Annotated in this window: 21 protein-coding genes and 2 pseudogenes; 12 read left to right on the forward strand and 11 right to left on the reverse strand. The window is 72.5% G+C overall.

Features of this window, described 5'->3' with window-relative positions; genetic code table 11:
• Positions 1–26: 26 nt before the first annotated feature.
• Both ACZ52R_RS15475 and ACZ52R_RS15480 read left to right on the forward strand, forming a co-directional pair.
• Positions 27–773, forward strand: a pseudogene (locus ACZ52R_RS15475) (hypothetical protein); the annotation flags it as partial.
• 39 nt (positions 774–812) lie between these two features.
• Positions 813–1283: a GNAT family N-acetyltransferase gene (locus tag ACZ52R_RS15480; protein ID WP_396289254.1), complete on the forward strand. Its 471-nt coding sequence runs from the start codon at positions 813–815 to the stop codon at positions 1281–1283.
• A gap of 95 nt (positions 1284–1378) precedes the next feature.
• Here the strand turns inward: ACZ52R_RS15480 and ACZ52R_RS15485 are convergent, their stop codons facing one another.
• From ACZ52R_RS15485 to ACZ52R_RS15505, 5 genes are all read right to left on the reverse strand, one after another.
• Positions 1379–1987, reverse strand: coding sequence for an SMI1/KNR4 family protein (locus ACZ52R_RS15485; RefSeq protein ID WP_465621258.1), 609 nt, complete (start codon positions 1985–1987; stop codon positions 1379–1381).
• 50 nt (positions 1988–2037) lie between these two features.
• Entirely contained in the window at positions 2038–3192 is a 1155-nt protein-coding gene (gene argJ / locus ACZ52R_RS15490; protein ID WP_465621259.1) for a bifunctional glutamate N-acetyltransferase/amino-acid acetyltransferase ArgJ, read from the reverse strand.
• Positions 3193–3327: 135 nt separating this feature from the next.
• Positions 3328–3963: a DUF6368 family protein gene (locus ACZ52R_RS15495; protein ID WP_465621261.1), complete on the reverse strand. Its 636-nt coding sequence runs from the start codon at positions 3961–3963 to the stop codon at positions 3328–3330.
• Between the two features lie 426 nt (positions 3964–4389).
• Positions 4390–4752 (reverse strand): CU044_2847 family protein, encoded by a 363-nt coding sequence (locus ACZ52R_RS15500; protein ID WP_465621265.1) that lies wholly within the window; start codon positions 4750–4752, stop codon positions 4390–4392.
• Positions 4745–8248, reverse strand: coding sequence for an nSTAND1 domain-containing NTPase (locus ACZ52R_RS15505; protein WP_465753570.1), 3504 nt, complete (start codon positions 8246–8248; stop codon positions 4745–4747). The genes ACZ52R_RS15500 and ACZ52R_RS15505 overlap by 8 nt, the downstream gene beginning before the upstream one ends.
• A gap of 208 nt (positions 8249–8456) precedes the next feature.
• Between ACZ52R_RS15505 and ACZ52R_RS15510 the strand changes: the two genes are divergently transcribed.
• Together ACZ52R_RS15510 and ACZ52R_RS15515 are read left to right on the forward strand one after the other, a co-directional pair.
• The gene (locus ACZ52R_RS15510) at positions 8457–8681 is read left to right on the forward strand and encodes a hypothetical protein (protein ID WP_465753571.1); all 225 of its coding nucleotides are present in this window, start codon (positions 8457–8459) and stop codon (positions 8679–8681) included.
• A 9-nt stretch (positions 8682–8690) separates the two neighbouring features.
• A pseudogene (locus ACZ52R_RS15515) lies at positions 8691–8828 on the forward strand (LuxR C-terminal-related transcriptional regulator); the annotation flags it as partial.
• 22 nt (positions 8829–8850) lie between these two features.
• Here the strand turns inward: ACZ52R_RS15515 and ACZ52R_RS15520 are convergent.
• Together ACZ52R_RS15520 and ACZ52R_RS15525 are read right to left on the reverse strand one after the other, a co-directional pair.
• Positions 8851–9072 carry an aromatic-ring hydroxylase C-terminal domain-containing protein gene (locus ACZ52R_RS15520; RefSeq protein ID WP_465621268.1) on the reverse strand — a complete coding sequence of 74 codons (222 nt, stop codon included), beginning with the start codon at positions 9070–9072 and terminating at the stop codon, positions 8851–8853.
• 438 nt (positions 9073–9510) lie between these two features.
• Positions 9511–10284, reverse strand: a complete 774-nt coding sequence (locus ACZ52R_RS15525; RefSeq protein ID WP_465621270.1) for a hypothetical protein — start codon at positions 10282–10284, stop codon at positions 9511–9513.
• Between the two features lie 341 nt (positions 10285–10625).
• Between ACZ52R_RS15525 and ACZ52R_RS15530 the strand changes: the two genes are divergently transcribed.
• Both ACZ52R_RS15530 and ACZ52R_RS15535 read left to right on the forward strand, forming a co-directional pair.
• A complete protein-coding gene (locus tag ACZ52R_RS15530; RefSeq protein ID WP_465663348.1) occupies positions 10626–11648 on the forward strand; it encodes a helix-turn-helix domain-containing protein in 1023 nt (340 codons plus the stop codon).
• A gap of 277 nt (positions 11649–11925) precedes the next feature.
• Entirely contained in the window at positions 11926–12291 is a 366-nt protein-coding gene (locus tag ACZ52R_RS15535) for a hypothetical protein (protein ID WP_360498867.1), read from the forward strand.
• 52 nt (positions 12292–12343) lie between these two features.
• On the opposite strand, the gene ACZ52R_RS15540 is transcribed toward ACZ52R_RS15535, so the two are convergent.
• Positions 12344–12619 (reverse strand): DUF4253 domain-containing protein, encoded by a 276-nt coding sequence (locus ACZ52R_RS15540; protein WP_465663349.1) that lies wholly within the window; start codon positions 12617–12619, stop codon positions 12344–12346.
• A gap of 172 nt (positions 12620–12791) precedes the next feature.
• Here ACZ52R_RS15540 and lanL point away from each other — a divergent pair, with 172 nt between their 5' ends.
• The 3 genes from lanL (at position 12792) to ACZ52R_RS15555 (ending at position 17195) form a co-directional block, all read left to right on the forward strand.
• Positions 12792–15629, forward strand: coding sequence for a class IV lanthionine synthetase LanL (gene lanL / locus ACZ52R_RS15545; protein ID WP_465753572.1), 2838 nt, complete (start codon positions 12792–12794; stop codon positions 15627–15629).
• A gap of 2 nt (positions 15630–15631) precedes the next feature.
• Complete coding sequence (locus ACZ52R_RS15550) at positions 15632–15763, forward strand: hypothetical protein (protein ID WP_360498877.1); 132 nt, start codon at positions 15632–15634, stop codon at positions 15761–15763.
• 154 nt (positions 15764–15917) lie between these two features.
• Positions 15918–17195, forward strand: coding sequence for a lanthionine synthetase LanC family protein (locus ACZ52R_RS15555; protein ID WP_465621278.1), 1278 nt, complete (start codon positions 15918–15920; stop codon positions 17193–17195).
• Between the two features lie 25 nt (positions 17196–17220).
• On the opposite strand, the gene ACZ52R_RS15560 is transcribed toward ACZ52R_RS15555, so the two are convergent.
• Positions 17221–18546, reverse strand: a complete 1326-nt coding sequence (locus tag ACZ52R_RS15560) for an MFS transporter (protein ID WP_465753614.1) — start codon at positions 18544–18546, stop codon at positions 17221–17223.
• 182 nt (positions 18547–18728) lie between these two features.
• Positions 18729–19532, reverse strand: coding sequence for a glycerophosphodiester phosphodiesterase (locus ACZ52R_RS15565; protein WP_465621280.1), 804 nt, complete (start codon positions 19530–19532; stop codon positions 18729–18731).
• Between the two features lie 504 nt (positions 19533–20036).
• Between ACZ52R_RS15565 and ACZ52R_RS15570 the strand changes: the two genes are divergently transcribed.
• The 3 genes from ACZ52R_RS15570 to ACZ52R_RS15580 all read left to right on the forward strand — a co-directional run bounded on the left by ACZ52R_RS15570 (position 20037) and on the right by ACZ52R_RS15580 (position 24815).
• On the forward strand, positions 20037–22094 hold the full coding sequence (locus ACZ52R_RS15570) for a PEP/pyruvate-binding domain-containing protein (RefSeq protein WP_465753573.1): 2058 nt from the start codon (positions 20037–20039) through the stop codon (positions 22092–22094).
• 178 nt (positions 22095–22272) lie between these two features.
• The gene (locus tag ACZ52R_RS15575; protein ID WP_360498885.1) at positions 22273–23628 is read left to right on the forward strand and encodes an ATP-grasp domain-containing protein; all 1356 of its coding nucleotides are present in this window, start codon (positions 22273–22275) and stop codon (positions 23626–23628) included.
• 29 nt (positions 23629–23657) lie between these two features.
• Complete coding sequence (locus ACZ52R_RS15580) at positions 23658–24815, forward strand: nucleotide disphospho-sugar-binding domain-containing protein (RefSeq protein ID WP_465663353.1); 1158 nt, start codon at positions 23658–23660, stop codon at positions 24813–24815.
• A 154-nt stretch (positions 24816–24969) separates the two neighbouring features.
• On the opposite strand, the gene ACZ52R_RS15585 is transcribed toward ACZ52R_RS15580, so the two are convergent.
• On the reverse strand, positions 24970–25323 hold the full coding sequence (locus ACZ52R_RS15585; protein WP_465663354.1) for a hypothetical protein: 354 nt from the start codon (positions 25321–25323) through the stop codon (positions 24970–24972).
• Between the last annotated feature and the right edge of the window lie 49 nt (positions 25324–25372).

Genomic DNA, 25372 nt, shown 5'->3' on the forward strand with positions numbered 1-25372 from the left:
CACAAACCGGTCCGCATGGAGGAGAAGTGACGGTTCATCGGCCCGCAACTCCGCAGCAACTGCCGTCCGAATATCAAGAGTTCATCGATCGCGCCACCGCCGACGACGACGTGGTCGGGCTGATCCTCAAGGGGTCGCACGCGCACGAGGACATGCCCACCGAGCATTCCGACCACGACGTGTACGTCGTCCTCGCGGACCGGGCCACGACCGGACTGGCGGCCCTGGACGGCTATCGCTCCGCCGCGCTGGACGTGGTGGTGACCACGCTGGACGGGTTGCGCGCGTTCGGCGGCCTGGAGCGGTACGCCCTCGCCCGGGCCCGCGTCGTGCTGGACCGGACCGGCGGCGAGCTCGCTGCGATCATCGCGGCGAAGGGCCGGCTCGGTACGGAGGAGGCGCGTGCCGTCGCCGCCGCCCGGCTGGACGCCTACGTCAACTGGCTGTACCGCTCGGTCAAGAACGCCCGCGACGGCCTCGCCCTGCCGTCCCTCCTCGATGCTGCCGAGAGCATCGGCCACCTGCTGGAACTCCTGTTCGCGCTGGACCGGCGGCCACGCCCCTACAACAAGTACCTGTCCTGGGAACTGGAGCGGCACCCGCTGCCGGGCTGGGAGGGCCGCGTGCTGCTCGACACGATCGAGCGGATCCAGCGGACGGGCGACGTGTCCGCCCAACAGGGGCTGTTCGCGCAGGTCGAGGTGAGGGCCCGGGAAGCGGGCCACGCGGCGACGCTGGACGCGTGGGGCGACGACCTGGCGCTGCTCCGGCCGTCCACGGGGCCCACCGCCCGGTCCCACACCGCCGTCACCCTGCCCGTCACCGTGCGGAACCTGCGCCACGAGGACCTGCCGGCCTGCACCTGGTCCGGCTCGGCCACCCATCTGCGCTGCGTGGAACACGAGTTGGTGCGCGCGGCGGCCGGCGAGGTGGACTACCTGGCGGTCTGCACACCCGCCGACCTGCCGGTGGCGATCGGCGGCATCGACTACCAGGTCGCCGACGGCGCCGGCACCGTGTGGCAGCTCGGCGTCCACCCGGCACTCCAGTCCTGCGGCCTGGGCACACTGCTGATCCGCGCGGCCGAACAGCGGATCAGGGAGCGCGGCCTGACCCGCAGCGAACTCGCCGTCGAGGAGGACAACCCCCGGGCCCGCGCCCTGTACGAACGCCTCGGCTACGTCGCGTACGGCCGCGAACCCGACTCCTGGGACGAGGAGGCGCCGGACGGCACGATCCGCCGCTACGAGACGATGTGCGTCCTCATGCGACGGGAGCTGTGATCCCGCGAACCGGCGATCGGACAACCACCACCGCCACGGAGGCACGATCCCGTCGGCCCGCCGCGCTCGACCCATCGAACGCGGCGGGCCCTGGGCTACGGGGACTGGTCCTCGCGGCGACGGCGGTGCTCCCGCTCGACACGGTCGAGAGGTGCCCGAAGGGCGGGCGAGGTCAGGTGCAGGGCACGGTTGTCGCGGCCGTCGAGCATGTGGTTCAGCCAGCGTTCGTACCAGGCCAGGAAGTCGGTGGCCGAGGAGACGTTGGGGCCCCAGAATCCGTCGGCGTTTCCGGTGACGACCCGGCCGGTCAGCGGGCCGGTGATGCCGAGGAGCAGCAGGTCGCTGCACCCGGCTTCGATGATGTTCAGGAACAGGTCGCCTGGGCGTGCCGGAGGGTCTGCGCAGGTGAATCCCCGAGGCGATCCGGCCTTCTCCAGGGGATTCATCGTGAACAGCCGGCACGACCGCAGCGGCAGGAGACCGTAGGAGGGCGCGGCGCCGCTGCCGCCGATGGTGGTCAGGAAGTTACGGTAGGCGATGGGTAGCCGGATGCCGTGGTCGGCCTCGAACTCGGCCACACTGGCGGTGGGCAGTGGGGGAGCGAGGCGGAAACCGTGCTTCTCCTCGCCGAAGGAGTGGCTCCGGAGCGGGGCGTAGGGCACCTTGGCCAGCTTGCGTCGTATGCGGGTGACGCGGGAGTCCATGCGGATTCTTCTCTCTGGATCTCCCGCAATCTACCTGGTCGGGGAGACCCTCAGGTCGTGTAGTCCGCGTTGATCTTCACGTAGCCCTCGGTGAGGTCGCAGCCGTACACGGTGAACGTGCCGTCGGCGATGCCCAGGTCGACGCGGATGATCACCTCGTCGCCGCTCAGGTACCGGCCCGCCTGTTCGAGGAGTGCGTCGCTCGGCTCGTCGGGGTACATGGTGAGGTCGCCGAATCGGATGTGGACGGTGGCGGGGTCGATGTCGGTGTCGTCTTCGAGTTTGCCAATGGCCATGGCGATGCGGCCCCAGTTCGGGTCGGAGCCGTGGACGGCCGTCTTGACGAGCGGGGAGTTGACGACGGTCTTGCCGACGCGCTTGGCCTGCGCCGTGTCGCGGGCGCCGGTCACCTGGACCTCGATCAGTTTCGACGCGCCTTCGCCGTCCGAGGCGATGTCGCGGACGAGGTGCAGCGCACACTCGTACAGTGCCTGTTCGAAGGCAGCCGGGTCGACCGGGCCGGCGAGCCCGTTGGCGAAGATCGCGGCGGTGTCGCTGGTGGAGGTGTCGGTGTCGATGCTCAGCGCATTGAACGTCTTGTCCATCACGCGGCGGAAGAGGGCGTCGAGCTCGGCGGTGGGGATGTCCGCGTCGGTGAAGAAGAACGTCAGCAGGGTCGCCATGTTGGGTTCGATCATGCCGACGCCCTTGGCGATGCCGACGAGTACGGCGTCGCCGCAGCGCACGTGGACGTGCTTGGGGCGGGTGTCCGTCGTCATGATCGCCTTGGCGGCCGCCCGGTAGTCGGTCTCGGGGAACGGCCAGGTCATGGCGTCGAGTCCGGCACGGATGCTTTCCATGGGGTACGGGCGCCCGATCATGCCCGTGGAGCCGATGACGAGTTCGTCCGGCGAGACGCCGGCGATCTCGGCGACCCGGCGGCGTACTTCGGCGGCGTTCTCCGCCCCGGCCCGCCCGGTGGCGACGTTGGCGTTGCGGGCCAGGACGACCATTCCGCGGCTGTGGTGGAGTGCGGCTGCCTCGCGGCTGAGGATGACGCTCGGGCCGGCGAACCGCGACCGGGTGAAGACGGCCGCCGATCGGCACGGCACTTCGGAGATGACCGCCGCGAAGTCGTCCTCGACGTCCTTGAGGCCGAGGTTCGCCGTGACGGCCCGGAAGCCGCGGGGTGCCACAGGCTGCATGGCTGATTCCTCCCTGGGTGATCGCGAATAGATTTGCAAAGTATTGAATACATCAGCCATCAAGGTGTGGTCAATTCAGCCGCCGAGGTCGGTGCATGGTGCATGAATATGCAGGCGATGCGGTGAGGTGAGTCGTTACTTGACCAGCCGGAAGCCCGGCCGCCAGGCCCAGGCCCGCAGGAACTCGGCCGTCACCAGCGCGGTGTCCCACCCGTCGTCGGCGATCCCCAGCAGCCCGGGGAGCCCGGCGATCACCGCCTCCTGCCCGGGCGCCAGCTCGGCCTTGCCGACACCGCCGGTGACGTCCAGGACGGCGGCGGTCAGCAGGGCCGTCGCGATGTGGTCGATCGGGCGATTGCAGGCGGCGCTGACGTTGACGGCCTGCACCGGTCGGAACCCCAGGAGGGCCTCGATCTCGTCCTCCTCCTCGTGCTCGGCTTCGAAGACGGACTCGTCACCGACCCCCGCTCCCATCAGGTAGACGTCGAACGGCCGACGCCAGTCCTCGCGCTGCGGGTTGAACCCCACCAGCGCCGCGAGCCGATCGTCCGCCGGCTGCCCACCGAGCAGCGGCAGCGGGTTCGGCTGTCGCCAGTCCGCGTCCCGGGTGTCCTCGACACCCAGCCGTTCCGCGGGCACGTTGACGTCGTAGCAACCGGGGCGCTTCTCCTCGAAGCGGCAGGAGAGCCCCACCACCAGCTCACGGAACTCCCGCAGCACAGTGGGGGAGAGGGGCTCCGCGAGATCGATCACCAACGTCGGTCCGGACATGCCGGGAGCCTAGTCACCGGCTTGATGCCCCGCGTGAACGACCTCACCCGTTGTCCGGTCGCCGCGAGGCCGCCAGAGAGGCCGCCTGGGTGTCCGTCTGGCCGGGGGGTACGGTGCTCCGTGGATCCAACGGGCTGGTCGGGGCGCGCATGTCGTTCAGGAGGTGACGCGACAAAGAGCGCCCAGACATTCAGGATCACGGCCAGGACTGTCGGGATCCCAATCCGGATCCGGCGCTGTATCTGCTCCTGTCTTCTGGCCTCGTTAAGGGCGGCGCCTGCTTCCATGCCGCCCTGGCTGACCAGTTTCCTGCCTCTTGGTCACATCCGCGTCCCGGACTCGGTCGTCACCGAATTCGGCGCGTTCGCGCAGAAATTGCTGCTCTGGGGCCGTTGGAAGGAGGAGCCGGCAGTGGGCTGAGTTCCCCTATTGCTCTGCGTCCGGGCCGGGGGTGTCGGTCCGCTGCCAGATCAGCTTGATCACGAAGTTGCCCTCGGCCGCCGTCTTGGCGATGACCGCGCCCGCCTCGGCGTTGATCTTCACACCGAGTTCCACCTCCACGCTGCTCGGCGGACTGGGCAGCGTGGTCAGCCGGTCCAGCAGGGCTGCGGCCGCGCCCCGGACCTGGTCGAAGCTCTCGGTGAGGGTCCGGGTGGCGGTCCCGACGATCTCGCCCGGCCGGGCGGCGCGCACGATGCCCGAGGCGGCGGTGTCGACCTCCAGTACCACCTGCCCAGCGGTGTCCGAGCCGCCCAGGGGTACCCGGATGAGCTGGGTCGCGTCAGCCATGCTTCTCCTTCTTCCACGTGCACAACGATCCCCGGTAGGCACCGGGAGGCAGCTTCTTCGAGGCGGTGGACGGCAGTGTCTCGTCACCCATGACCCGGCACAGCTCGGACAGCCAGTGCTCGGCCTCGGCGACGGAGGGAACCTTTTCGGTGTTCTGGCGCCGAGCGGGAAGTCTGCGCACCGGATCACCGCCCGTCGGGCCCACGACGGCGATCACCCCCATGTCGGCCATGATCACGGACAGCGCCTCGTCCGAGCCGAGGAGGTCCGCCGTCCACTCGCCGGGCAGCGGGACGAAGGGGACGTCACCGGACAGCTCCCCATCTGGCGTCCCGAAGACCACTATGCGCGAACTCCTGGCCGGCACCGCGACGCCGGTCACCGTCACCTGCTGAGCGGTCGTGCTGTCACTCAGGACCTTGCCGCTCGGAAGTTCCTGGACCACCAGCCGGTGGCTCACCGCCAGGTCGGTCTGCCGTGTCTCGACGACCGCCAGCCGACTCAGGTCCGGGCTCACGTCCACATGGAGCGTCATCGTGTCCGTGCCGCTCCAGTGGAACAGCTCCCGCGCGACCGGGACTTCGCCGCGCAGGTCCCACAGTTTCACCGACGCGGTGCCCGATCCGCTCAGCGCGGAGGCGTCCATGAGGGTGAGCATGCTGTCCCCGCCGGGACCCAGCCAGATTTGGTCGACGGGCTCCGCGACGGTGGGCATCACCTTCCTGATCCGACCGTCGGCCGTGTCCCAGAGGACGAGCCGGCCTCCCCTGCCGTAGAGGCCCGTCTGCCCCAGCAGCGCCGATCCGTCGGGGGCGAAGGAGAGCCGCGCGTACTGCGTCGGCATGGCCGCCCCCGGCAGGTCGGAGAGGTCGGGGAGCTTGGGCAGTTCCAGGCCGGGAACGCTCGGCAGGGAGTTCGGGTCCGGGAACGGGTCGCCCTCCCGGGGGCGATCCAGCTCCCGGACCTTCCCGGTCCGTACGTCGTACAGGGCCGCCGGCAGCCCGCGGGGGTCCGGCAGCGCCGTCGGAGCCTCCTCGACAGACACGGGAATGGTCGGCCGTCCCATGGCCACCAGGGAACCGTCCGGGCTCACCGCCGTGACACCCGCCGGCTGATCGGTCGGATCCCGGTGCACCCCGGAAGCGTCGACACGGACGACCACGATCGTGCCGTCGGCGGCCCGCGCCGCGATCACCCGGCCTTCGGAGTCGGCGATCGCCGAAGCGGTCGGCTTCCCCAGCGGGTCGGTCAGGAGCGAGTCGACGCTGCCGTACCGGGGGGCGATCAGGTCGGCGAAGCCGTACCGGGCGTACATCTCGCCGAGCCGCGTTCGGGTCTGCTCGGTGTCCTGGGTGCGGTAGGCCCGCAGCGCCAGCAGCAACGCGGTGTACGAGAAGCCCGTGTCCTGCGCGTCGCGCATCTGCTCGGCGTCCCGCGACTGCTGGACCAGCACCTGCGAGGCGGTGGTGGCCGCGTCCTGGCTGATGTCGTTCCGCCACGCCCAGGCGCCCAGGCCCGTGACGAGACTGAGCGCGACGGCGAGCGAGATGAGGGTGCGCCGGCGGCGGCGTGAGCCGCGGGCACTTGCTTCGACGAACTCCACTTCGTCGGGGCGCAGTTCGTCCCGACGACGGGTGAGCCAGTCCCGGGCGTCACGCAGCTCGGCCCCCCGCAGCAGGCGACGGCCGGAGCGATCGTCCCCCTTCCAGAGCGCGACCCGCCGCCGCAGGTCCTCCTGCCAGACCCGGAAGTCGCGGTCCGCGGCGAAGAAGTCGCGCAGCCGGCCCCAGTGCGTCAGCAGCACCTCGTGGGCCAGTTCGATGGTCTCCTCGGGCGGCCCGTCGGCCGGACGGAACTCCTCACCGGGAACGATCAGCCGAGTGGTCAGCAGGCGCTGGGCGATCCGCCACTGCCCGGCACTCAGCTCGGAGCGGGCGACGGTGCGGCGGGTGGGTGCCGTGCCGTCGCCGCCGGGGTGGACGAGCTGGACGAGCAGCCCGCGGGCCGCCAGGTGCTCCTCCTCGGTCAGGCTGCCGGTCCAGATCTGCTCCGCGTGGGTCACCAGCGCGTCGCTGACCCTGCCGAGTGCCTCGTACGCGGCATGGCCGATGACGCCCCGGTGCTGGCGCTCCCAGAGCTTGGTGAGGGCGAACTCCAGCAACGGCAGGCGGCCCGGATCGCTCCCGAGGTCACCCAGGATCCGGTCCACCAGCCCCGGCTCGTACGCCACGCCGGTGTGCTCCAGGGGCCGGACGACGGCCGCGCGGAGCTCGACGTCGGTCATGGCACCCACCGTGACCAGGCGCTCCCCGCTGAGCAACGGGGCCAGCCCCGGGTGGGTGAGGGCGGCGGTAAGGAAGTCGCTGCGCAGGGTCGTCACCACGCGCAGCCGGGCCCCGGGAAGCAGGGCGGCGCCGAGCGCGGACGCCAGGGCGTCCACGTCCGCGCGCTCCGTGCCGATGAGGACCTCCTCGAACTGGTCGGCGACCAGCAGCAGCCGGTCCTTGCGCTGCCGGGCGAGTATCCGGTCGACGATCGCCGGCAGCTGGCCGTCACGCAACAGATCGGTGAGCCCGGGGAGTTCGGCCAGGCGGGCGGTCTCGGTCAGGTCGGGTTCGAGCCGGGGGAGCAGCGCCAGCGCCAGGGCGGCGAGCGGGCTGCGGCCCAGCTGCCCCGGGCGGAAAACGACGATCTCCAGATCCTCGCGGTCCCGCAGCCTCGGCAGCACACCGGCGTACAGCAACGACGACTTTCCGCAGCCCGACGGGCCGACCAGGTTGATCGTCGGTGCCCAGCCGAGCAGGTCGGCGATCCGGCGGGCGGGCTCCTCCCTGCCGTGGAACAGACCGGCGTGGCGCTCCTCGAAGGGTTCCAGCGACCGGAACGGGCAGGCAGGCAGCGCTGCTTCGCCGAGAGCAGGCCAGCTCCCGCGCAGGGTCTCGGTCGGGATCAGGTACGCCGTGCGCACGTCCGGTCTGCTGTCGGCCGCCACGACCATCCCGACCACGCCGCCCTCGGTGACGTCCCACACCGGCGCACCGGAGAACCCGGACTCCACCCGGTGCTCGCTGGCCGGGTCGGTGTCGTACTGGAACCACCCGGCGCCGGTGCGGCCGCGCAACCAGCCGACGCTCCAGGCGCCGTCGTCATGGGTGTCCGGGAATCCGAAGGTGCGCACTCGGCGGTCCGGACCTGCCACGTGCTCCACCAGCCTGCCCACAGTCGCCTTGGCGGGCGCGGGGGAGAGGAGCCGCAGAACCGCGACGTCCCCGGACCCGTCCGGCCGGATCGGGGTCCACGAGCCGATCTCCACCGCGATCCGCCGGCCGGGCGCGGCCAGCGGGAAGTCGATCTCCAATCGCCCGACCGGCGGATCCGCCGCATCGGACGGTACGCCGAGTGCCTTGGCGACCACGTGCGCACAGGTGATCACCTCGCGCTGCCCGGCGAGGAACCCGGCCCCCTCCGGTCGGCCGTCCGGGCCGAGGATCCTCACGACCGAGGCGTCACTCGGTGCCGCGCTGCCTGATCCCATCAGCCTCACCCCCCGACCGGAAATTCTTACAGAACGTCAGATCAGTTGTCAGTATGAGGTGTTGACCGAGTTTTGACACTTGCTTTGTGCGCAAGGGGAGGGCCATGGGTCCGCGGGCCGGGGCGTCCGCCGGAGACTGGGCGAAACCGGGCGGACGGAGACCAGTACCGTGCGAGCCAATGTGACATCGAACCTGCGCGTGCCGGAGGTGGCCTCGGTCGAGCGGCACGGCTCGCAGGTGGTGGTCACCGGCACCGGCAACCTGGTGTACGCGGTCGCCTCGGCCCTGGCCCGCCACCGGATCGTGGCGGTGGACCTGCGGGCCGAACCGGCCGGGCTGGAGGACGCGTTCCTCGCGCTGACCGGGCGCCGGTTCGACCACCCCGGCCGATGACCCATGAGCACCTCGAACCGACTGAAGGAGCTGTTCGTCAGCGAGGCCAGCGTGAAGACGCACCTGCTGCGCATCTACGACAAGCTCGGGGTGCGCGACCGGGCGGGGGCGGTCGGCGAGGCGTTCCGGCGCGGTCTGGTGACCTGAGCCGGGACGCCTGCGGTGGTCCTCACCGGTGGCCTTCGCCCGCGGACAGGATCCGGCGCAGGGCGCTGAGCAGCTGCGCGCCGTCGGCGGCGGTGGGCCGGTGCGGGGCCCGCCAGGCGATGTGGCCGTCTGGGCGGACGAGGATCGCTTCGGTCGGCGAGTCGTTCCCGAGGAGCGCCGTCGGCAGCGGACGGACGGCGACGGGCAGGCCGGCCGCCGCGGCGGTGTCCGCCTGCCACTGCAAGGCAGTCTCCGTGGGGGTGCCAGCAGGGTGAAGCCTGGCCCGACCAGGTCCAGGGTAGACGCGGGCCCGGGCGGGCCGGCGGGCCGCAGGTGGGGGAGCCGGGTGCCGGGCACGCCGTCCGGGTGCTCGCGCTCGGGGTCCAGCGGAGGGCGGGCGAGGGCCTGTGGGTCGACTGCCGAGTCGACTGTCGGGTCGGCTGTCGGATCGGCTGTCGGGTCGCTCGGGACCGCCGTCGAGCGGTAGGCCGCTGTCAGCAGCAGCTCGTCCGCGCACGGTAGTCGGTGGGGGTGACGCCGACGCGGGCGGTGAAGTGGCGGCGGAGGTTGGAGGCGCTGCCGAGGCCGCTGCGCTCGCCGATCCGGGGCCGGGGGTTCAGGGGGGACGCGTCAGCGTCGGTGCTGCGTGAGTGCTGCGTCGGTGCTGCGTCAGCGTGCTGCGTCAGTGCTGCAGGATCTCGGCCAGGTAGCCGCCGCAGCCGTTGGTGGTGTACATCGAGGAGACCCACCACCCGGCCGGGAGCGCCGAGTTGGCGCACACGTTGATGCCGTTGAAGAGGTTGTTGGTGATGTTCTCGCCCAGGTGCCCGCCGCAGCCGTTGGTCTGGTACTCGGAGGTGATCACCCAGCCGGGCGGGATCGGCGAGTCACCACAGGTGTTGATGCCCGGGAACGGCACGTTGATGACCTCGCCCAGGTGCCCGCCGCAGCTGTTGGTCTGGTACTCGGAGGTGATCACCCAGCCCGCCGGGACGGTGGAGTCGGCGCAGACGTTGATGCCGGGGAAGAGCTCGTTGCTGATGTACCCGCCCATGCGGCCGCCGCAGCTGTTCGTCTGCTGCTCGGAGAGGATCACGTAGCCCGGCGGGATGGGGGAGTCCATACAGATGCCCATGCGCGAGGCGGCGATGCTGATCACGGCGACGAGGTGGCCGCCGCAGCCGTTGCCGGTCGACTCCGAGGTGATCACGTAACCGGCCGGGATCGGGGAGTCGCCGCAGATGTTGACGCCGTTGTACGGCGGCTGGACGGTGAGTTCCAGGTAGCCGCCGCAGCTGTTGCTCGTGCGCTCGGCGGTGATCACCTGGCCGGGCGGGACGGGCGAGTTGCCGCAGATCGTGGCGGCCGAGGCGGGAGCGGCGAACGCCACGAGCCCGCCCGCGAGGACGGCCAGTACGGCGACGACGCGCCCGAGCCAGTGTGCGATGGGTTTCATGCGGTCTCCCGGAGGGGTGGACGGTTTCCCGGAGGGTGGACGGGTTCCCGAAGGGGTGGACGGTTGGTCAGCCGGGTCAGCCGGGTCAGCCGGGTCAGCCGGGTCAGCCGGGTCAGCCGGGTCGGCTGGTTCGGGTGGACGGGGTTGGTGGTGCACCTGTGAGTCCGGCGGTCCCGGTGCGCCCACCACACTGGCGGGCCGGTCGGTCGTGGCCAACACCATCGGGACTCGGACAAACAATTACGGAAAACGATCAACTCCTGGTCGCCAAGCGAGACGGTGCGGACAATCTCGTTCGGACAATCAATCGGCGCGAAGTCGCAGCACGGGGGAGGGCGCGGGTGGGCCGCAGACAACGGAGCCTGGACCCCGACGCGGGGCCGGTCGCGGAGTTCGCCCTGCGGCTGCGCACCCTGCGCGAGCGGGCCGGCACCCCGACCTTCGCCGCCATGAGCCGACGGGTCCACCGCTCGACGACGGTCCTCTCGGAGGCCGCCGGTGGGGTCGATCTGCCGACCTGGGCCACGGTCGAGGCGTTCCTGGAAGCCTGCGGCGAGACCGACACCGGGCCGTGGCGCGAGCACTGGGAGCGCGCCCGCGACGCACTGGGGGAGCCCGTGCCCCCGTCCGACAGCCCTCCGGACGGACCGCCCGACAGCCCGGCAAGCAGCCGGCCCGACAGCCCTCCGGACGGCCCGCCCGACAGCCCGCCCGACGGTCCGGCCACCGTACGGCCGTACCGATCCGCGCGCCCTGCCCCGTTACCGTCCGCCCCGCGCTGGTGGTCCTCGCGCCCCGCCACCGCGGCCGCCGCACTCGTCGTCGGCCTCACCGCCGGTCTGCTGGCGGGCTTCCAGCTCCCGCGCGGCACCCCGTCGGCCACGGCCGACCCGCAGTCCACGCCGTCCCGGGCGCTGCCGACCGTCGTGGTCGTCCCGCCGCCGGTACCCCCGCCCTGGCCGGCCGCCGGCTCCGGCTGCGACGCCCGCACCCACTGGGTCTACCAGTACGACCACGCCTACCAGGGCCAGGTCTACGCCCTGCTCGCCCGCCCCGACGGCAAGCCCGCCGACACCGCCGTCACCCTCACCTGGGGCGCCTGGCGCTGGCAGCATCCGGTGACCGTCCAACCCGGCACCCCGGCCCAGACCACCGGCGGCACCCTCCTCCTCTACACCAAACTCGACACCAGCCTGCGCGACCCCCTCGTCACCGTCGACACCGCCGACCCCGTCTGCGCTGCCTTCGGCACCGCCGGGCCGACCTCCGTCGCCCCTCTCAGCACCGTCGACGCCAACCAGGGCTGGACCGGCGCCGAACCCACTGCCGACACCCCGGACGACCCGTCAGCCACCCCCGGGTAGGCGCGTCTCGAACTCCCGATCCGCACTCGCTCAGGCGATCGACCTCCGGGCGTCGTCCCCGTGGTGCGGGGCAGGCCCGTGGGGTGCGCGGATCGTTCTGGTGCGCCGGGGGCGGTGTGCGCTGCCGTGCGCCCGGCGGCGCCGTTGACGGTGCCCGTTCAGGTGCGTCAGGCTCGGCGGACCGTCGGGGGCGGGTGGCGTGTGGGTTCTGCCGTGCGTCCTGAGGCCGCCTCCGGCTCGGATGTTCACCGTGAACGCCCTGTCTGGAGGTACCGCCATGTCCATTCGCCGCCTCGCCGTCCCCGGAGCCGCCGTCGCCGCTCTGACGCTCGGCTCGCTGCTGTTCCCGGTCGCGGGCGCCCATGCCGCTCCGGCCGCCGACTCCTGCACCCAGAACTGGAGCGTCAGCTCCGCCGAGGGCTACGCGAACGGGAAGTGGTGCAACTACAACACCAAGGTCGTCGGGACGGTGCACGACACCAAGGCGGACGGCCGCTGTCCGTTCGTGCGCGGCAACCTGTCCAACGGAGGTGTCGTGGACAGCGATTGGGCGGGCGGCAAGGGCAAGTCCCGGGCCATCACCCTCTATGCCCCCTCGGGCACGCACTTCACCAGCGTCACGATGCGCTACATCGGCTGCTGACACTGGAACTGGCGGACGCAACGGGCCGCCGCGCCGGTTCCGTTGAACACCGTCAGTTCCACCAGAACGACCAGCAGTTCTCGATGACGAGCTCCTGTGCGTAGTCGGTCAGGCTCTCGGTGCCCCGGAAGACGTTGTCGGGGTAGAACGCGACGTGCTCGGCCGCGGCCGGCAGGGCCTCGTCCAGGTCGGCCGGCTGGGCCGTTGTGCTCAATCGCAGGCCGTCGAAGCCGACTTGGACGAGGCGGGTGCCGTACCGCTGCTCAGCCACATGACCGGGGCGCTGTCGTCGCCGCAGGCCGGGCGGCAGTGGGGCGCGGTCGATCATGTGTCCGCGCTGGCGGCAGGGTCGGACAGTGCGCGCACGGAGGCATGCGGCTGTTCGGGGCAGCCGATCCGTAGCACGGCCCGCTCGATAGTCGGGAGATCCTCTTCTATGACTTACCAAATCCCTTGCAGCACACTTGTGTTGGCGATTTCGCCGTTGCTAGCTTCGCCGTGTGACCCTGCCCTACCGGTCCATTCTCGCGGAATTCCTGACGCCATCCGATCAGGCCGCCGGCTGGCGCGTACGCCACCTCGAGCCGTGGTGGACCGTGACCCCGCCGGGCCACCTGCCGCGCCGGCAGGGCTGGAAGCTCCACGTGTCGGCGACCCTGGCCTCGGCGCCGCAGGTGTTGGAGCGGGCCGGTCGGGTGCTCGTCGCGCGCGGGTGCGCCTTCAAGTTCGCGGCCGGGCCGCGGGTCACGGCCGAACTGACCGGCACCCGGGCGCCTCGCGGGCAGTCCGGCAAGTTCCTCACCGCCTACCCTGCCGATGACGACCAACTCCGACTCATCGCCGAGGAGTTGCACGAGGCGACCGTCGGCCTGCCAGGCCCCGCGATCCTGTCCGACCGCCGCTACCGGCCGGACAGCGTGGTGCATTACCGCTACGGGTGCTTCGTCCGCTCCCGGGTGCTCAACGACGAGGGGTTCTACGAGGGCCGGCTGGTGGCGCCGGACGGGAGCCTCAGCACCGACCAGCGCAACCCCTGGTTCTCGCCGCCCCCTTGGGCCGAGGACCCGTTCGCCCGGCCGGAACCGGCGCCCGCCGTGCAGCCCGCCGTGCAGCCGGTCGTGCAGCCCGCCGTGCAGCCGGCCGAGGAGTCGGCGACGGCTGCGGAGTCCGCGACGGCCGCGCGGGCGACGCGGTCGGCCGCGCCCCGCCGCCGGGGCGAGCCGGTCCTGCTGGACGGGCGGTACCTGGTCAAGGAGGCGATCCGGCACTCCAACCGCGGCGGGGTCTACCGCGCCGAGGACACCCGCAGCGGCGAGACGGTCCTGCTCAAGGAGGCCCGGCCGCACGTCGGCGCCGACCCGGACGGCCGGGACGCCCGCGACCGGCTGCGCCACGAGGCGGCGATCCTGGACGAACTCGCGCCCCGGGGCATCACCCCCCGAGTGCGGGAGCTGTTCGAGTCCGGCGGGCACCTCTTCCTGGTCGAGGACCTGGTCCCCGGCCGGAACCTGCAGCAGTGGACCGCCGAGCACCTGGAGCGGGGCGACGGCCGGATCCCCGTCGCGGCGGCCCTCGGGCTCGCCCGCGCGCTCGTCCGGCTGATCGGGGAGGTGCACGCCGCCGGGCTGGTCCTGCGTGACTTCAAGCCCGGCAACGTCCTCGTGACCCCGGAGGAGCGGCCGGTCCTGGTCGACCTGGAGCTCGCCGTCCGGTTCGGCTCCGACACCCACCCGGCGGGCACCCGCGGCTTCACCGACCCCGCGTACCTCGACCCCGCGCACCTCGGTGCCGCGGCACGACGGGGCGGTGGTCCCGCGCTCCGCCCGGCGCCCGCGCCCGGCCCCGAGGCGGACTGCTTCAGTCTCGGCGCGACCCTGCTGCACGTCACCAGCGGCATCAGCCCCGTACTCGCCGACGACGGCACACCGGCCCGGCCGCCCGGCGAACGGCTCGCCGCCCTGGTCGCTGCCGCCCTGGTCGGCGCCGCCCCGGACCTGCCCGCGCTGCACGCCCTCGCGCCCCTGGTCACCGGGCTCACGGCGGAGGCGCCACAGCGCTGGACACTGCCCCGCGCGGAGTCCTACCTGCACACCGGGCTGCACCCGGCCGGCCGCGAGCACCTCACCGAACCGCCGACCGCCACGCGGCTGATCGAGGACGGCCTCGCCCACCTCGCCGCCACCATGACCCCCTCCGCCGAGTACCTCTGGCCGGCCCCGCGCTCCCTGCCGGATGGCGACCCCTGCAACGTGCAACTCGGCGCGGCCGGGGTGCTCGCCGTGCTCGCCCGGGCCGTCCGCTGCGGATACGAGGGCGCCCGGCCCACGCTGCGCACGGCGGCCGACTGGCTGGACGGGCGGCTCACCGAGCCCGGCCGGGTCCTGCCCGGTCTCCACTTCGGCCGCTCCGGCACCGCCTGGGCCCTGCACGACGCGGCCACGGCCCTGGACGACCGGCGCCTCGCCGACCGCGCCCTCGCCTACGCCCTGCGCATCCCGCTCGACTCCGGCAGCACCGACGTGTGCCACGGCCTCGCCGGTGCCGGGCTCGCGCAACTCCACCTGTGGCGCCGCACCGGCGACCGGCGCTTCGCCGACCGGGCCCAGGAGTGCGCGGACGGGCTGCTGCACCTGCTGAAATCCCGCACCGGGGTGGACTGGCCGCTCGGCCCGGAGTTCCGCGCCGAACTGGCCGGCTCCACCCACTACGGCTTCGCCCACGGCGTCGCGGGCAACGCGGCCTTCCTGCTGGCCGCCGGCCGCGACCTGCGGCAGCCCGAGCTGACCGACATCGCGCTCGGCGGCGGCGAGGCCCTGTGCGCGCTCACCGACTGGCGCGACGGCGCCGCGTACTGGCCCAAGGGCCCCGGCCGCACCGACCGTCCGGGCCTGAACTACTGGTGCCACGGCTCCTCGGGCATCGGTACCTTCCTGCTGAGGCTGTGGCAGGAGACCGGCGACCAGCGCCACCTCGCCCACGCTCAGGGCGCCGCCCTCGCCGTGCACCGCGACCGCCACCGCCGCGGCCCCGGCACCTGCCACGGCCTGGCGGGCAACGCCGAGCTGCTCCTCGACCTGGATGCCGCCACCGGAGACGACCGCCACCGGGCCCGGGCCGACGACCTCGTCCACGGCATCGCCCTGCGCGCCGCACGTCGCGACGGCCGGTACCTGATCCCCGACGACACCCTCCGCGAGGTCACCGCCGCCTACAACGTGGGCTACGGCGGAGTGCTCGACCTCCTGCTCCGCCGCCGCCACGGCGGCCCCCGATCGTGGCTGGTCGACCGGCCGGCCGCGGACCCGCACCACCACCCGAGCCCCGGAAAGGGGGAATGACGATGGAGAGCACCGTCCTGGAACTGCAGGAACTGCCCGAGACCGAGGAGCAGCCGCTGGAGCCGATGATGTGCTGCGACACCGGCCACCGCAGCTACCTGCCCACCGAGATCTGTCTGAGCCCGGTCGACTGACGGTCGACCCCCGTGGTGCTGTGAGAACCGCCGACGGCGCCTCACAGCACCCACCACACACCGGGGGGACCGAGCACGGGGACTGAACGCAGGACCGAACGCAGGGACCGAACACAGGGGACTGAACACAGGAGGACCGAGCACAGGGGGACCGATGACCGGCGACGGCTGCGACACCCCCTGGCCCGTCCTGCTCGACGGCCCCACGGCGGACACGGCCCGGCAACTGGTCGACACCATCGCCGGCCGACCGCGCGCGACACCCCGGGCGGTCCGGCCCGACCTCGCGGCCGGCGGCGCGGGCCTCGCCCTCGCCTACCACCAGCTCGACCTCTGCCGCCCCGGCGAAGGCTGGCACGCGATGGCCGCCGGCCACCTGGAGGCGGCGGTCCGGGGCGCGGAACGGATGCGTGGACGGGCCCCGGGACTGCTCGGCGGCCTCGGCGGACTCGCCTTCGCGGCGGGTCGGCTCGGGTACCCGGACCTGTTCGGACCCGAGCGGTCGGGTGGTCCGGACACGCTCGGCGTGGACTGGCGCACCGTCGACCGGTACACCGTTGACCTGCGCACCGTCGACCTGCACACCCTTGACCGTCGTCGCGCACTCGACCTGGGCTCCGGCCTGACCGGACTCGGCGCCGTCCTCCTCGACCACCCGGAAGACCCGGCCGCCGTCGCCCGGCTGGAGACGGTCCTGACCGCGCTCGGCCGTCAGGTGGCGGCGTTCCCGGGCGAGTCACCGGGGATGGCGCACGGTCCGGCCGGTCCGCTGGCCCTGCTCGCGCTGGCGCTGTCGGCGGGCGTCGAGGTGCCGGGGCAGGTCGCGGCGGTCCACCGGGCGGTGGACCGCCTCCTGGTGCACCGCCGGGACGACGACTGGGGCCCGGACTGGGCCTTGGCCGAAGGCTCGGACCAGGCCACGCACCGGGCCTCGCAGCACGGCTCGGACCAGGCCTCGGACCACGGCTCGGACCAGGCCTGGCACCACGGCTCGGGCTCATCAGGCTCCGACCGGCGGCCTCTGCCCGCCTCCTGGTGCCACGGCGGTCCGGGCATCGCCCGAGCGCTCTGGCTGGCCGGCACCGCCCTCGACGACGCGCCCCTGCGCGACCTCGGCCGCGAGACCCTGCTGGCCGCGCTGCGCCGCCCGCCCGAGCTGCGCCGGATCGACCTGCGGCCGGGGCTCTGTCACGGCCTGGCCGGCCTGCTGCTGATCACCCTCCGCTTCGCCCGGGACACCGCGGACCCGGCCTTCCGGCCGGCGGTCCGCGAGGTGGCGGCCCGCCTGATCGACCTCTCGGCCGACCGGTACGGATCGGGCGGCTCGGCCGCCCCCGGGTTGCTCGACGGTGCCGCGGGCGTACTGCTGGCCCTGCTGGCGGCGTCGACGCCCGTGCCGCCGGGTTGGGACCGGGCCCTGCTGCTCTCCTGACCGACGAGCGGCAGGGCCCCGCCCGTCAGAGCCGCTCGGGCACCGGGTTGCCGACGGCCTCGATGGCGCGGCGGACCGGGACCTTGACGAGCACCGCGAAGCCGATCACGAAGAACACCAGCAGCGAGATGATCGCCGACCGGTAGCTGCCGGTGAGCTGGTACGCGAGGCCGAACACCAGCGGTCCCATCCAGCTGGTGCCGCGGTCGCTGACCTTGTAGACGCTGAAGTACTCGGCCTCCCGCCCGGCCGGGATGAGGTGGGAGAAGAGCGAGCGGGAGAGTGCCTGGCTGCCGCCGAGCACCAGGCCGATCATGCAGGCCAGGGCGTAGAACCAGGCGGGCTGGTGGGCGGGCATGAAGTACCCGAGGGCGAGGGTGACGACCCAGCCGACGAGGGAGCCGAGGATGGTCCGCTTGGCGCCGTACCGCTGGGCGATCCGGCCGAGCAGCAGGGCGCCGCAGATCGCCACGACCTGGACCAGGAGCACGGCGGTGACCAGCGAGGTCTGTTCCATGCCGAGTTCCTCGCTGCCGTAGAGCGAGGCCTGGGAGACGACGGTCTGGATGCCGTCGTTGTAGCAGAGGAAGGCGGCGAGGTAGAGCAGCGTGAGCGGGTGCTTGCGCATGCCCTTGAGGGTGCGGCCGAGTTCGCGCAGACTGCCCGCGGCGGGCTCGTCGGCCTTCTCGGCGGCCCTGGCCGCGGCCCGTTCGGGTGTCACCCCGGCCCGGGAGGGCAGCCGCAGCAGCGGGACGATCGTGAACAGCGCCCACCACAGCCCGGCCGAGGCCAGGCAGATCCGCACGGCGGTGCCGGAGGACAGGCCGAGCGCGTCGTGGCCCTCGAACAGCGCCAGGTTGGCGATCAGCAGCAGCCCGCCGCCCGCGTAGCCGTACGCCCAACCCTTGGAGGAGACCGCGTCGCGCTCGTTCGGGGCGGCGAGGCCGGGGAGGTAGGCGTAGGACAGTGCGACCGACACCGCGTACGCGATGTTGGCGACGACCAGCAGCGCGCCGCCGAGCAGGTAGCGGTCGCCGTCGAGGAAGAACATGCCCATGGTGGTGAGCGCGCCGACGTACGCGAAGCCGCACATCAGCTCCTTGTGCCGCCCGGTGCGGTCCGCGACCGTGCCGGTGAGCAGCATCACCGCGACCGAGAGCAGCACGGAGAAGGAGACCGTGTACGGGAAGTACGAGCCCGCGCGTATCGACAGGCCGAGCGGGTGCACGTCGCCGGACGCGTCGGCGGCGTTCTTGGCCACCGTGGTGAGGTACGGCCCGAGGAACACCGTCAGGACGGTCGCCGAGAAGGCGGCGTTGGCCCAGTCGTTGATGTACCAGCCGAACTGCATCCGCCGCAGGGCCTGTCCGGCGGTGGCGGTGGCGGTGGCGGTGGCGGTGGCGGCGGTGGCGGCCGTGGCGGCGGTGGCGGTTGCCGGGGAATCGGCCTGGCCGGCTGCCGGGGCACCTGCCTGGCCGGTCGCCGGGGCGGTCGGTGGATCGTCCGGCGGGTGCGTCGCGGAGTTCGTGGTGCTCATGGGGTCCCCATCACCGTGCTGGAGCCGGTACTGCCGTCCGTCCAGCAGCCGCGCTCGCCGAGGACGTCCCGCAGGACGTCGATGCGATCGGCCATGATGCCATCCACACCGAGGTCGAGGAGAGCCCTGATCCGTGTGGGATCGTCCACAGTCCAGACGTGGACCTGCAGGCCGAGGCGGTGGGCGGCCCGGACGAAGGCCCGGTCGACCACCCGCACGCCCCGGTGCCGCTCGGGCACCTGCGCGCACACTCCGGCGAACGGCGCCCCGCGCCCCCGCACCAGCGGCCCGGCGAGCGAGCGCAGCCGCAGCCGGGCCACCTCGCGCGGGCCGAGCGAGGTGGCCAGCCGGGGGCCGGCGGCGGCGCGGACGGCGGCCAGCCGGCTGTCGGAGAAGCCGCCGACGCAGACCCGGTCCCAGGCGTCGGTCCGGCGGACCGCCTCGACCAGCGGCGCGATGGCCGGCACCGCCTTGACGTCGATGTTGAAGCGGGCCTCGGGGAACGCACCGAGCAGGTCCTCCAGCAGTGGCACCGGCTCGGTCCCCCCGATCCGGGCCTGCCTGACGCTCTCCCAGGGCAGCTCCGCCACCGCCCCCGTGCGGTCGGTGACCCGGTCGAGCCGGGAGTCGTGGAACGCCACCAGGACGCCGTCCCGGGTGGCGTGCACATCCGTCTCCAGGTAGCGGTACCCGAGCGCGACGGCGGCCTCGAAGGCCGCCAGCGAGTTCTCGGGATGCCCGAGGTCGCCGCCCCGGTGTGCGAAGGCCAGCGGCCCCGGATGGTCGAGGAAGGCGTGCATGTCGTGCTCCGAGCTGCTGGAAGAGGAGGCCGCGCCGCCCGCTCCACCGCCGTCCCGGGCCGCGCGCGTTACAGTATTACGCACCCTGTCAAGCAGTAATGCCCGCCCGCTCCTGCCCGCCTCGGAGCGGCGCTCGAGGCGCTTTACGGACAGTTCGCGGCCTGACCGATCCCTTGCTGGCCCGCCAATATGGTGCTGGACATGACAGGGTGTCGGATGGGGCCGCCTTCGACGTCGGAGGTCGTGCAGGAATCAACATTTCGGGCGTATTTCAAGCCCTTCGATCGGCCGGATGTCTTTATCTTGTGACCCCTGCCACAGTTCGACGTGCAGTCATGCTTTCCGCGGCGAAGTGTTTGTGGCCGAAACAATGCGCAGTGGCTTGATCTCGCCTGACTATTCGTCAGAAGTTCGGATTTGATGGCAGTGTGTGTTTAGCCGTACCACCTTCTGACCTGGTGCACATCGATCGTGTACACGATGACGAATGGCTGAACTGTGCGCATGACCCGTTCGGATCGCAACGAAGCGACCACGCGGACCCGCCTCGCTGGCGAAAAGCTCACCATCCAGGAGTTCTCCCAGCTCGCCGGCAACGTCGGCGGCTACCCCTATGTGAAGATCGTTTTCGACCGCACCGACGAGGTGCTCCACTTCATCGACAGCGCGGACGGAACTCTCCACGTCCGCTACATCGCGTGCGAGATACTCGGCATGTCGATCGACGAACTCGCCCGCGGGCTTGATTCGTTCAATGACGATGTCTACCGGAATCCGGGCCGCCGTTTCTATCTCGGCACCCTCGCCCTGCACACCCGCAGCGGAACGCAGGAGAGCAGTACGCAGCAGAGCAGTACGCAGGAGAACAGCCGAGCAGTCGGCCCCTTCCTGTCCCTGGAGACCGTCGACGTCGACACCATGTCCCAGGACATGCTGCGCTTCTTCTACCACCGGGTGCGCGACCACATCGACCCGTCGCTGCCGCTGCTCCTCAAGCCCGCCAACCACCGGCAGGAGGGCTACGTCGCCGGGATCCCGGAGACCGAGATACCGCGCGTCCTGTCCCACGAGCTCTACTCCACGGCCGCGTTCGTGCCGCTGAACACCGGGGAGGCCCACGGGCGGCTGCGGGTGTTCCGCTCGGAGGAGGAGTACCGGGCCGACGCCGAGCCGCTGCGGTGGCACGACATCGTGGTGATGCCCCGGGTCCCGGAGGACGTCCCCCGGGTGTCCGGCATCATCCACACCGAGCACACCACCCCGCTCTCCCACATCAACGTGATGGCCACCGGGTGGCGGATCCCCAATTCGGTCGGCATCGGAGCGGCCGACCGGATCGAACGGGCCGGGCTCGCCGGCGAATGGGTCCGCTACCGGGTCGACGCCGACGGCACCGACCTCCACCTCGAACCCGCGCCACCGCGCCCCGACGGCGACCGGCCGACGCCGGCGCCGCAGGCCGAACGCGTCACCGTGGACCGGCCCGACCTCACGCCCACCCCCATCACCCCGCTGACCGAACTGCGCGCGGGCGACCACGTCCGGTTCGGCACCAAGGCCGCCAACCTCGGCGAACTCACCCACCTGCTGCAGCACGGCTCACCGCGCTGGCTCGGCTTCTACCGCGTGCCGCGCCCGCCCCGGGACAACCTGCTGCGCTACCTCGCCCGGCAACTCGGCCTCCCGGAGGACGCGGACGACACCGAACTGACCGAGTCGGCGCTACGCCTGGTCAAGGAGCACGCCCAGGTGCCGCGCGGCATCGTGCTGCCGTTCTCCCTCCAGCAGCGCTTCCTCGACTCCTCGACGGAGCTCCGGAACGCCCTCGACCGGCTCGACTCCGCGCTCCGGCACGGTACTTCGGCGGCCGACGAGCTGTGCCTCGAGGCGCAGCGGCTGATCCGCACCACCCCGCTGCCCGACCCGATCCGCACCGAGATCGACCGGGCGCTCGACCGGCACCTGTACGGCGCATCCGAGCTCGTCGTCCGCAGTTCCTCCAACGCCGAGGACCTGTCCGGCTTCTCCGCCGCCGGACTCTACGAGTCGGTCGCGCACGTCAGCGGCACGGACGCGGTCCTCGACGCGGTCCGGGAGGTGTGGGCCTCGCTGGTGTCGCCGCGCGCCGTACGGCTGCGGCACCAGGCGGGCATCCCGCTGGACCACTGCCGGATGGCGGTGGTCGTCCAGGAGCAGGTCGGCGCCACCGTCGGCGGCGTCCTCGTCACCTGCAACCCGCTGAGCCCGCGGGACTTCCGCAGCGTCTACCTCAACATCTCGCCGCGCTCGGTGACCGAGGTGGTCACCGGCGAGGGCGCCCCGCTCCAGTACCTCTGCAACACCATGGAGGGCGGCAGCCGTACGGTCTCGCTGGGCACCGCCGCCACCGACCTGGACGCCGCGACCAAGGACCTCGTGGGCCGGCTCGCCCTGATCAGCCGGCTGCTGCAGTCGCACTTCTCGCCCGACGAGAGCTACGCCGACCCGGTCGACATCGAGTGGGCGATCGAGGGCGACCAGATCAACCTGCTGCAGCTGCGCCCCTTCCACACCGCCGGCTGACACCGCCGGCTTGACACCGGCCGCGAACGACGCGGCCGCGAACGACGCCGCCGTGTGCGGCGCGGCCGTGCGCGACCACGCGCGACGCCACGGCCGCGCCGCGCGACGGCGCCGGCCGAGCGCGCCCCGGGCCGGACACCGCCCCGGGCCGAGTGAACTTCCCTCAGGAGAAAGCACGTTGAACCGGATCCTGTACGTCTACGTCAAGGGCGGAGCCCCGCTCGAGTACGCCTTCCCGCGCATCGCCGCCTGCGGGGAACTGCACGTCCTCGCGCTGGCGCCGCTGCCCACCACCGCCGAGGAGGTGTGGCGGCCCAGCTGTACCGGCATCGAAACGGTGGCCGAGGCGCCGCGCGGCGACGAACTGGTCGAACTGATCGTGGAGCACGCGAAGGCCATCGGGGCCGACGCGGTGCTCACGCTCTCGGAGTTCGCGGTGCTGGCCGTCGCGCACGCCGCCAGACGGCTCGGCCTGGCCGGCGCGGGCGAGGGGATCGTCCGCGCCCGGGACAAGCGGCTGATGCGGGAGGCGTGGGCCGCCGCCGGGGTGCCGATCCCCGGGTTCCGCCGGGTCGACAGCCTCGCGGACCTGGACGCCGCGCTCGCCGAGTTCACGCCCCCGCTGCTGCTCAAGCCGGCCTGGGGCGCCGGCTCGGTCGCCCAGATCGTGCTGGAGTCGGCCGCGGACGCCGCCCCCGCGTGGGGCGAGATCGAGCGCGGACTCCAGGCCGGCAGCCGAGTCGGCATGAACGAGCTCTACGCCCCGGACACCGACCGGGACCGGCTGGTCGAGGAGATCGCCCAGGGCTCCACCGACGGCTGGTACGAGAAGCCCGGCTACGGCGACTACGTGAGCGTGGAGGGGATCGTCGCGGACGGCGTCTACCGTCCGCTGGCCATCACCGCCAAACTGCCGACCGTCCCCTCCTTCGTCGAGGTGGCCAGCACCTCGCCCTCCGTCATGGCGGTACCGCTGCAGCGCCGGATCGAGGAGGTCTCGCGGCAGGCCGTCGACGCGCTCGGGCTGGAGAACTGCGGCACCCACACCGAGCTCAAGCTGATGAAGGACGGCGAGCTGGTGGTCATCGAGACCGCGGCCCGCTTCGGCGGACTGCTGACGACCCGGCAGGTCCACGAGGTGTTCGGGTTCGACCCGATCGGCATGCTGGTCCGGCAGCTGCTGGGCGAGCGGGTCGACTACCCCGAGGCCATGCCCACCGACGGGATCCGGGCCGCCGCCTCGGTGGCCGTCGTCCCGGCCGACGCGTCCGGAGTGCCCTGGCGCACCCGGCCGGTCTGGAACCCGCAGGCCGTGGACTGGCAGAGCCTGCTGTCCCCGGGCAGCACCATCGAAGCCGTCCCCGCCTTCGCCATGCCGGCCGGACAGCCGGTACCCGCCTTCGACCCCTTCGCGGGGTCGCGCAACTGGCTCGGGGTCTACCTGCTCAGCGCCGTCGACGCCGACACCCTGCAGCGCGACTGCAACGCGGTGCTGAACGGCATGGAAGCCGCCCTGCACCGCGCCGCCGGCTGATCCCGATCGTCACTTACCGAGGTTCTTCGATGCGTGTACTGTTCGCCGGCGCACCCGGCGTCGGCCATCTCTTCCCGCTGGTCCCGCTGGCCCGGGCGATGCGCGAACTCGGCCACGAGGTCGCGGTGGCCTCGATGGACGGCGGCGAGCCGGTCGCCGCGTCCGGGCTGCCGTACCTGCCACTCGCCCCGGGCGTGGACTGGCGCCGGGAGATCCGGGAGGCCGGCCGCACCCGGCGGCCCGACCTGATGCGGCGGGTCGTCGAGACCAACGCGGCCGACCGCGAGGCCTTCGTCCCGCTGGCCGCCCACGTCAACAGCACGGTGGCCGACGCCACCGTCGAACTCGCCGCGCAGTGGCGGCCGGACCTGGTGGTCTACGAGTACCTGTTCCCGGTGGCCCTCCTCGCGGCGACCACCCTGGGCGTGCCCGCCGTCCAACACGACCTGGGCTTCGTCCGCACCCCCAGGCTGCGCGAACTGATGCTCGCGGAGATGACGGACACCTTCACCCGGCACGGAGCTGACCCGCTGCCCCAGCCGGCCGCCACCCTCGACCTCGCCCCGCCGAGCACGGCCGGCGACGAACGGTACGGCTGCACGCTGCGGCCCGTCGCCTACAACGGTGAAGGCGCCCTCCCCGAAACCCTGGCCGCACCCGCCCACCGCCCGCGCGTCGCCGTCACGCTCGGCACCGTACCGCCCAAGACCGACGGCCTGACCAGGATCGAGCGGGTGATCGCGGCTGCCGCCGACGTCGACGCCGACTTCGTCCTGGCCACCGGCGAACTCGACCTCGCCGCCCTCGGCACCCTGCCCGACAACGTCCACCCGTACGGCTGGGTGCCCTGGCGGGCCCTGCTCGACACCTGCGCCGCCGCGATCCACCACGGCGGCAGCGGCACCGCACTCGCCGCCCTCGACGCGGGCATCCCGCAACTCGCCCTGCCCGACGGCTCCGACCGCTACATCAACGCCCACGCGGTCCGCGACCGCGGCGCCGGCCTCAGCGCGGGCGCCGAGGAGATCGGCCCGGCCCTGCTGAACCGCCTCCTCACCGACACCGCCCTGGCCGGGACGGCCCGCGAGGTCAGCGCCGAAATCGCGGCGATGCCGAGCCCGGCCGCGGTGGCGCAACGGCTCGCGGGCATCGCGGGCACCGCGGGCGTGGCGGGCGTCGCGGGCTGAGAGCACCCGGCGGGGTCCTCCCTGCGAGGACCCCGCCACCCGCTACGTCCCGCTCAGCCCGCTGCCGGCACGGGAACTCCGCTTCCTGGGAGGTCGGGTGACGTCCCCTCGGGGCGTCACCCGAGCACGCGCACTCGAGAACGGACGGGGGCCCTCAGGACTGGTCCCAGGCCTCGATCGTCAACAGCCGGTCGGCCGGGCACGCGGCGATCCGCTCCGGATGCGTCTCCACGGTGAGGACCCGGGAGAACGGCCCGGTACCGGCGCCGGGCACCGTGCCGGCGGTGAGCAGGGGCAGGACGTGTTCGGCGCGGGCGCTGTAGCGGTTCGGGTAGCCGCCGCGCAGCAGCTGCTCGGCCTGGCCCGCGGCCACCAGCTCCTGGACCCAGTCGAGCCCTGCCACCCCGATCTCCCACTTCGCGAGGAGGGCCGCACCGCGCTCCTCACGGGCGGCGTGGTCGTATTCCTGAGGCCCCAGTTCCGTGATGCCGATCCACCAGCCGAGCATGGTCCGTTTCCTCCCCCGTCGACGGCACTGCTGCGGAAGCCTACCGGCG

Source organism: Kitasatospora sp. NPDC034023 (genome assembly GCF_055575795.1).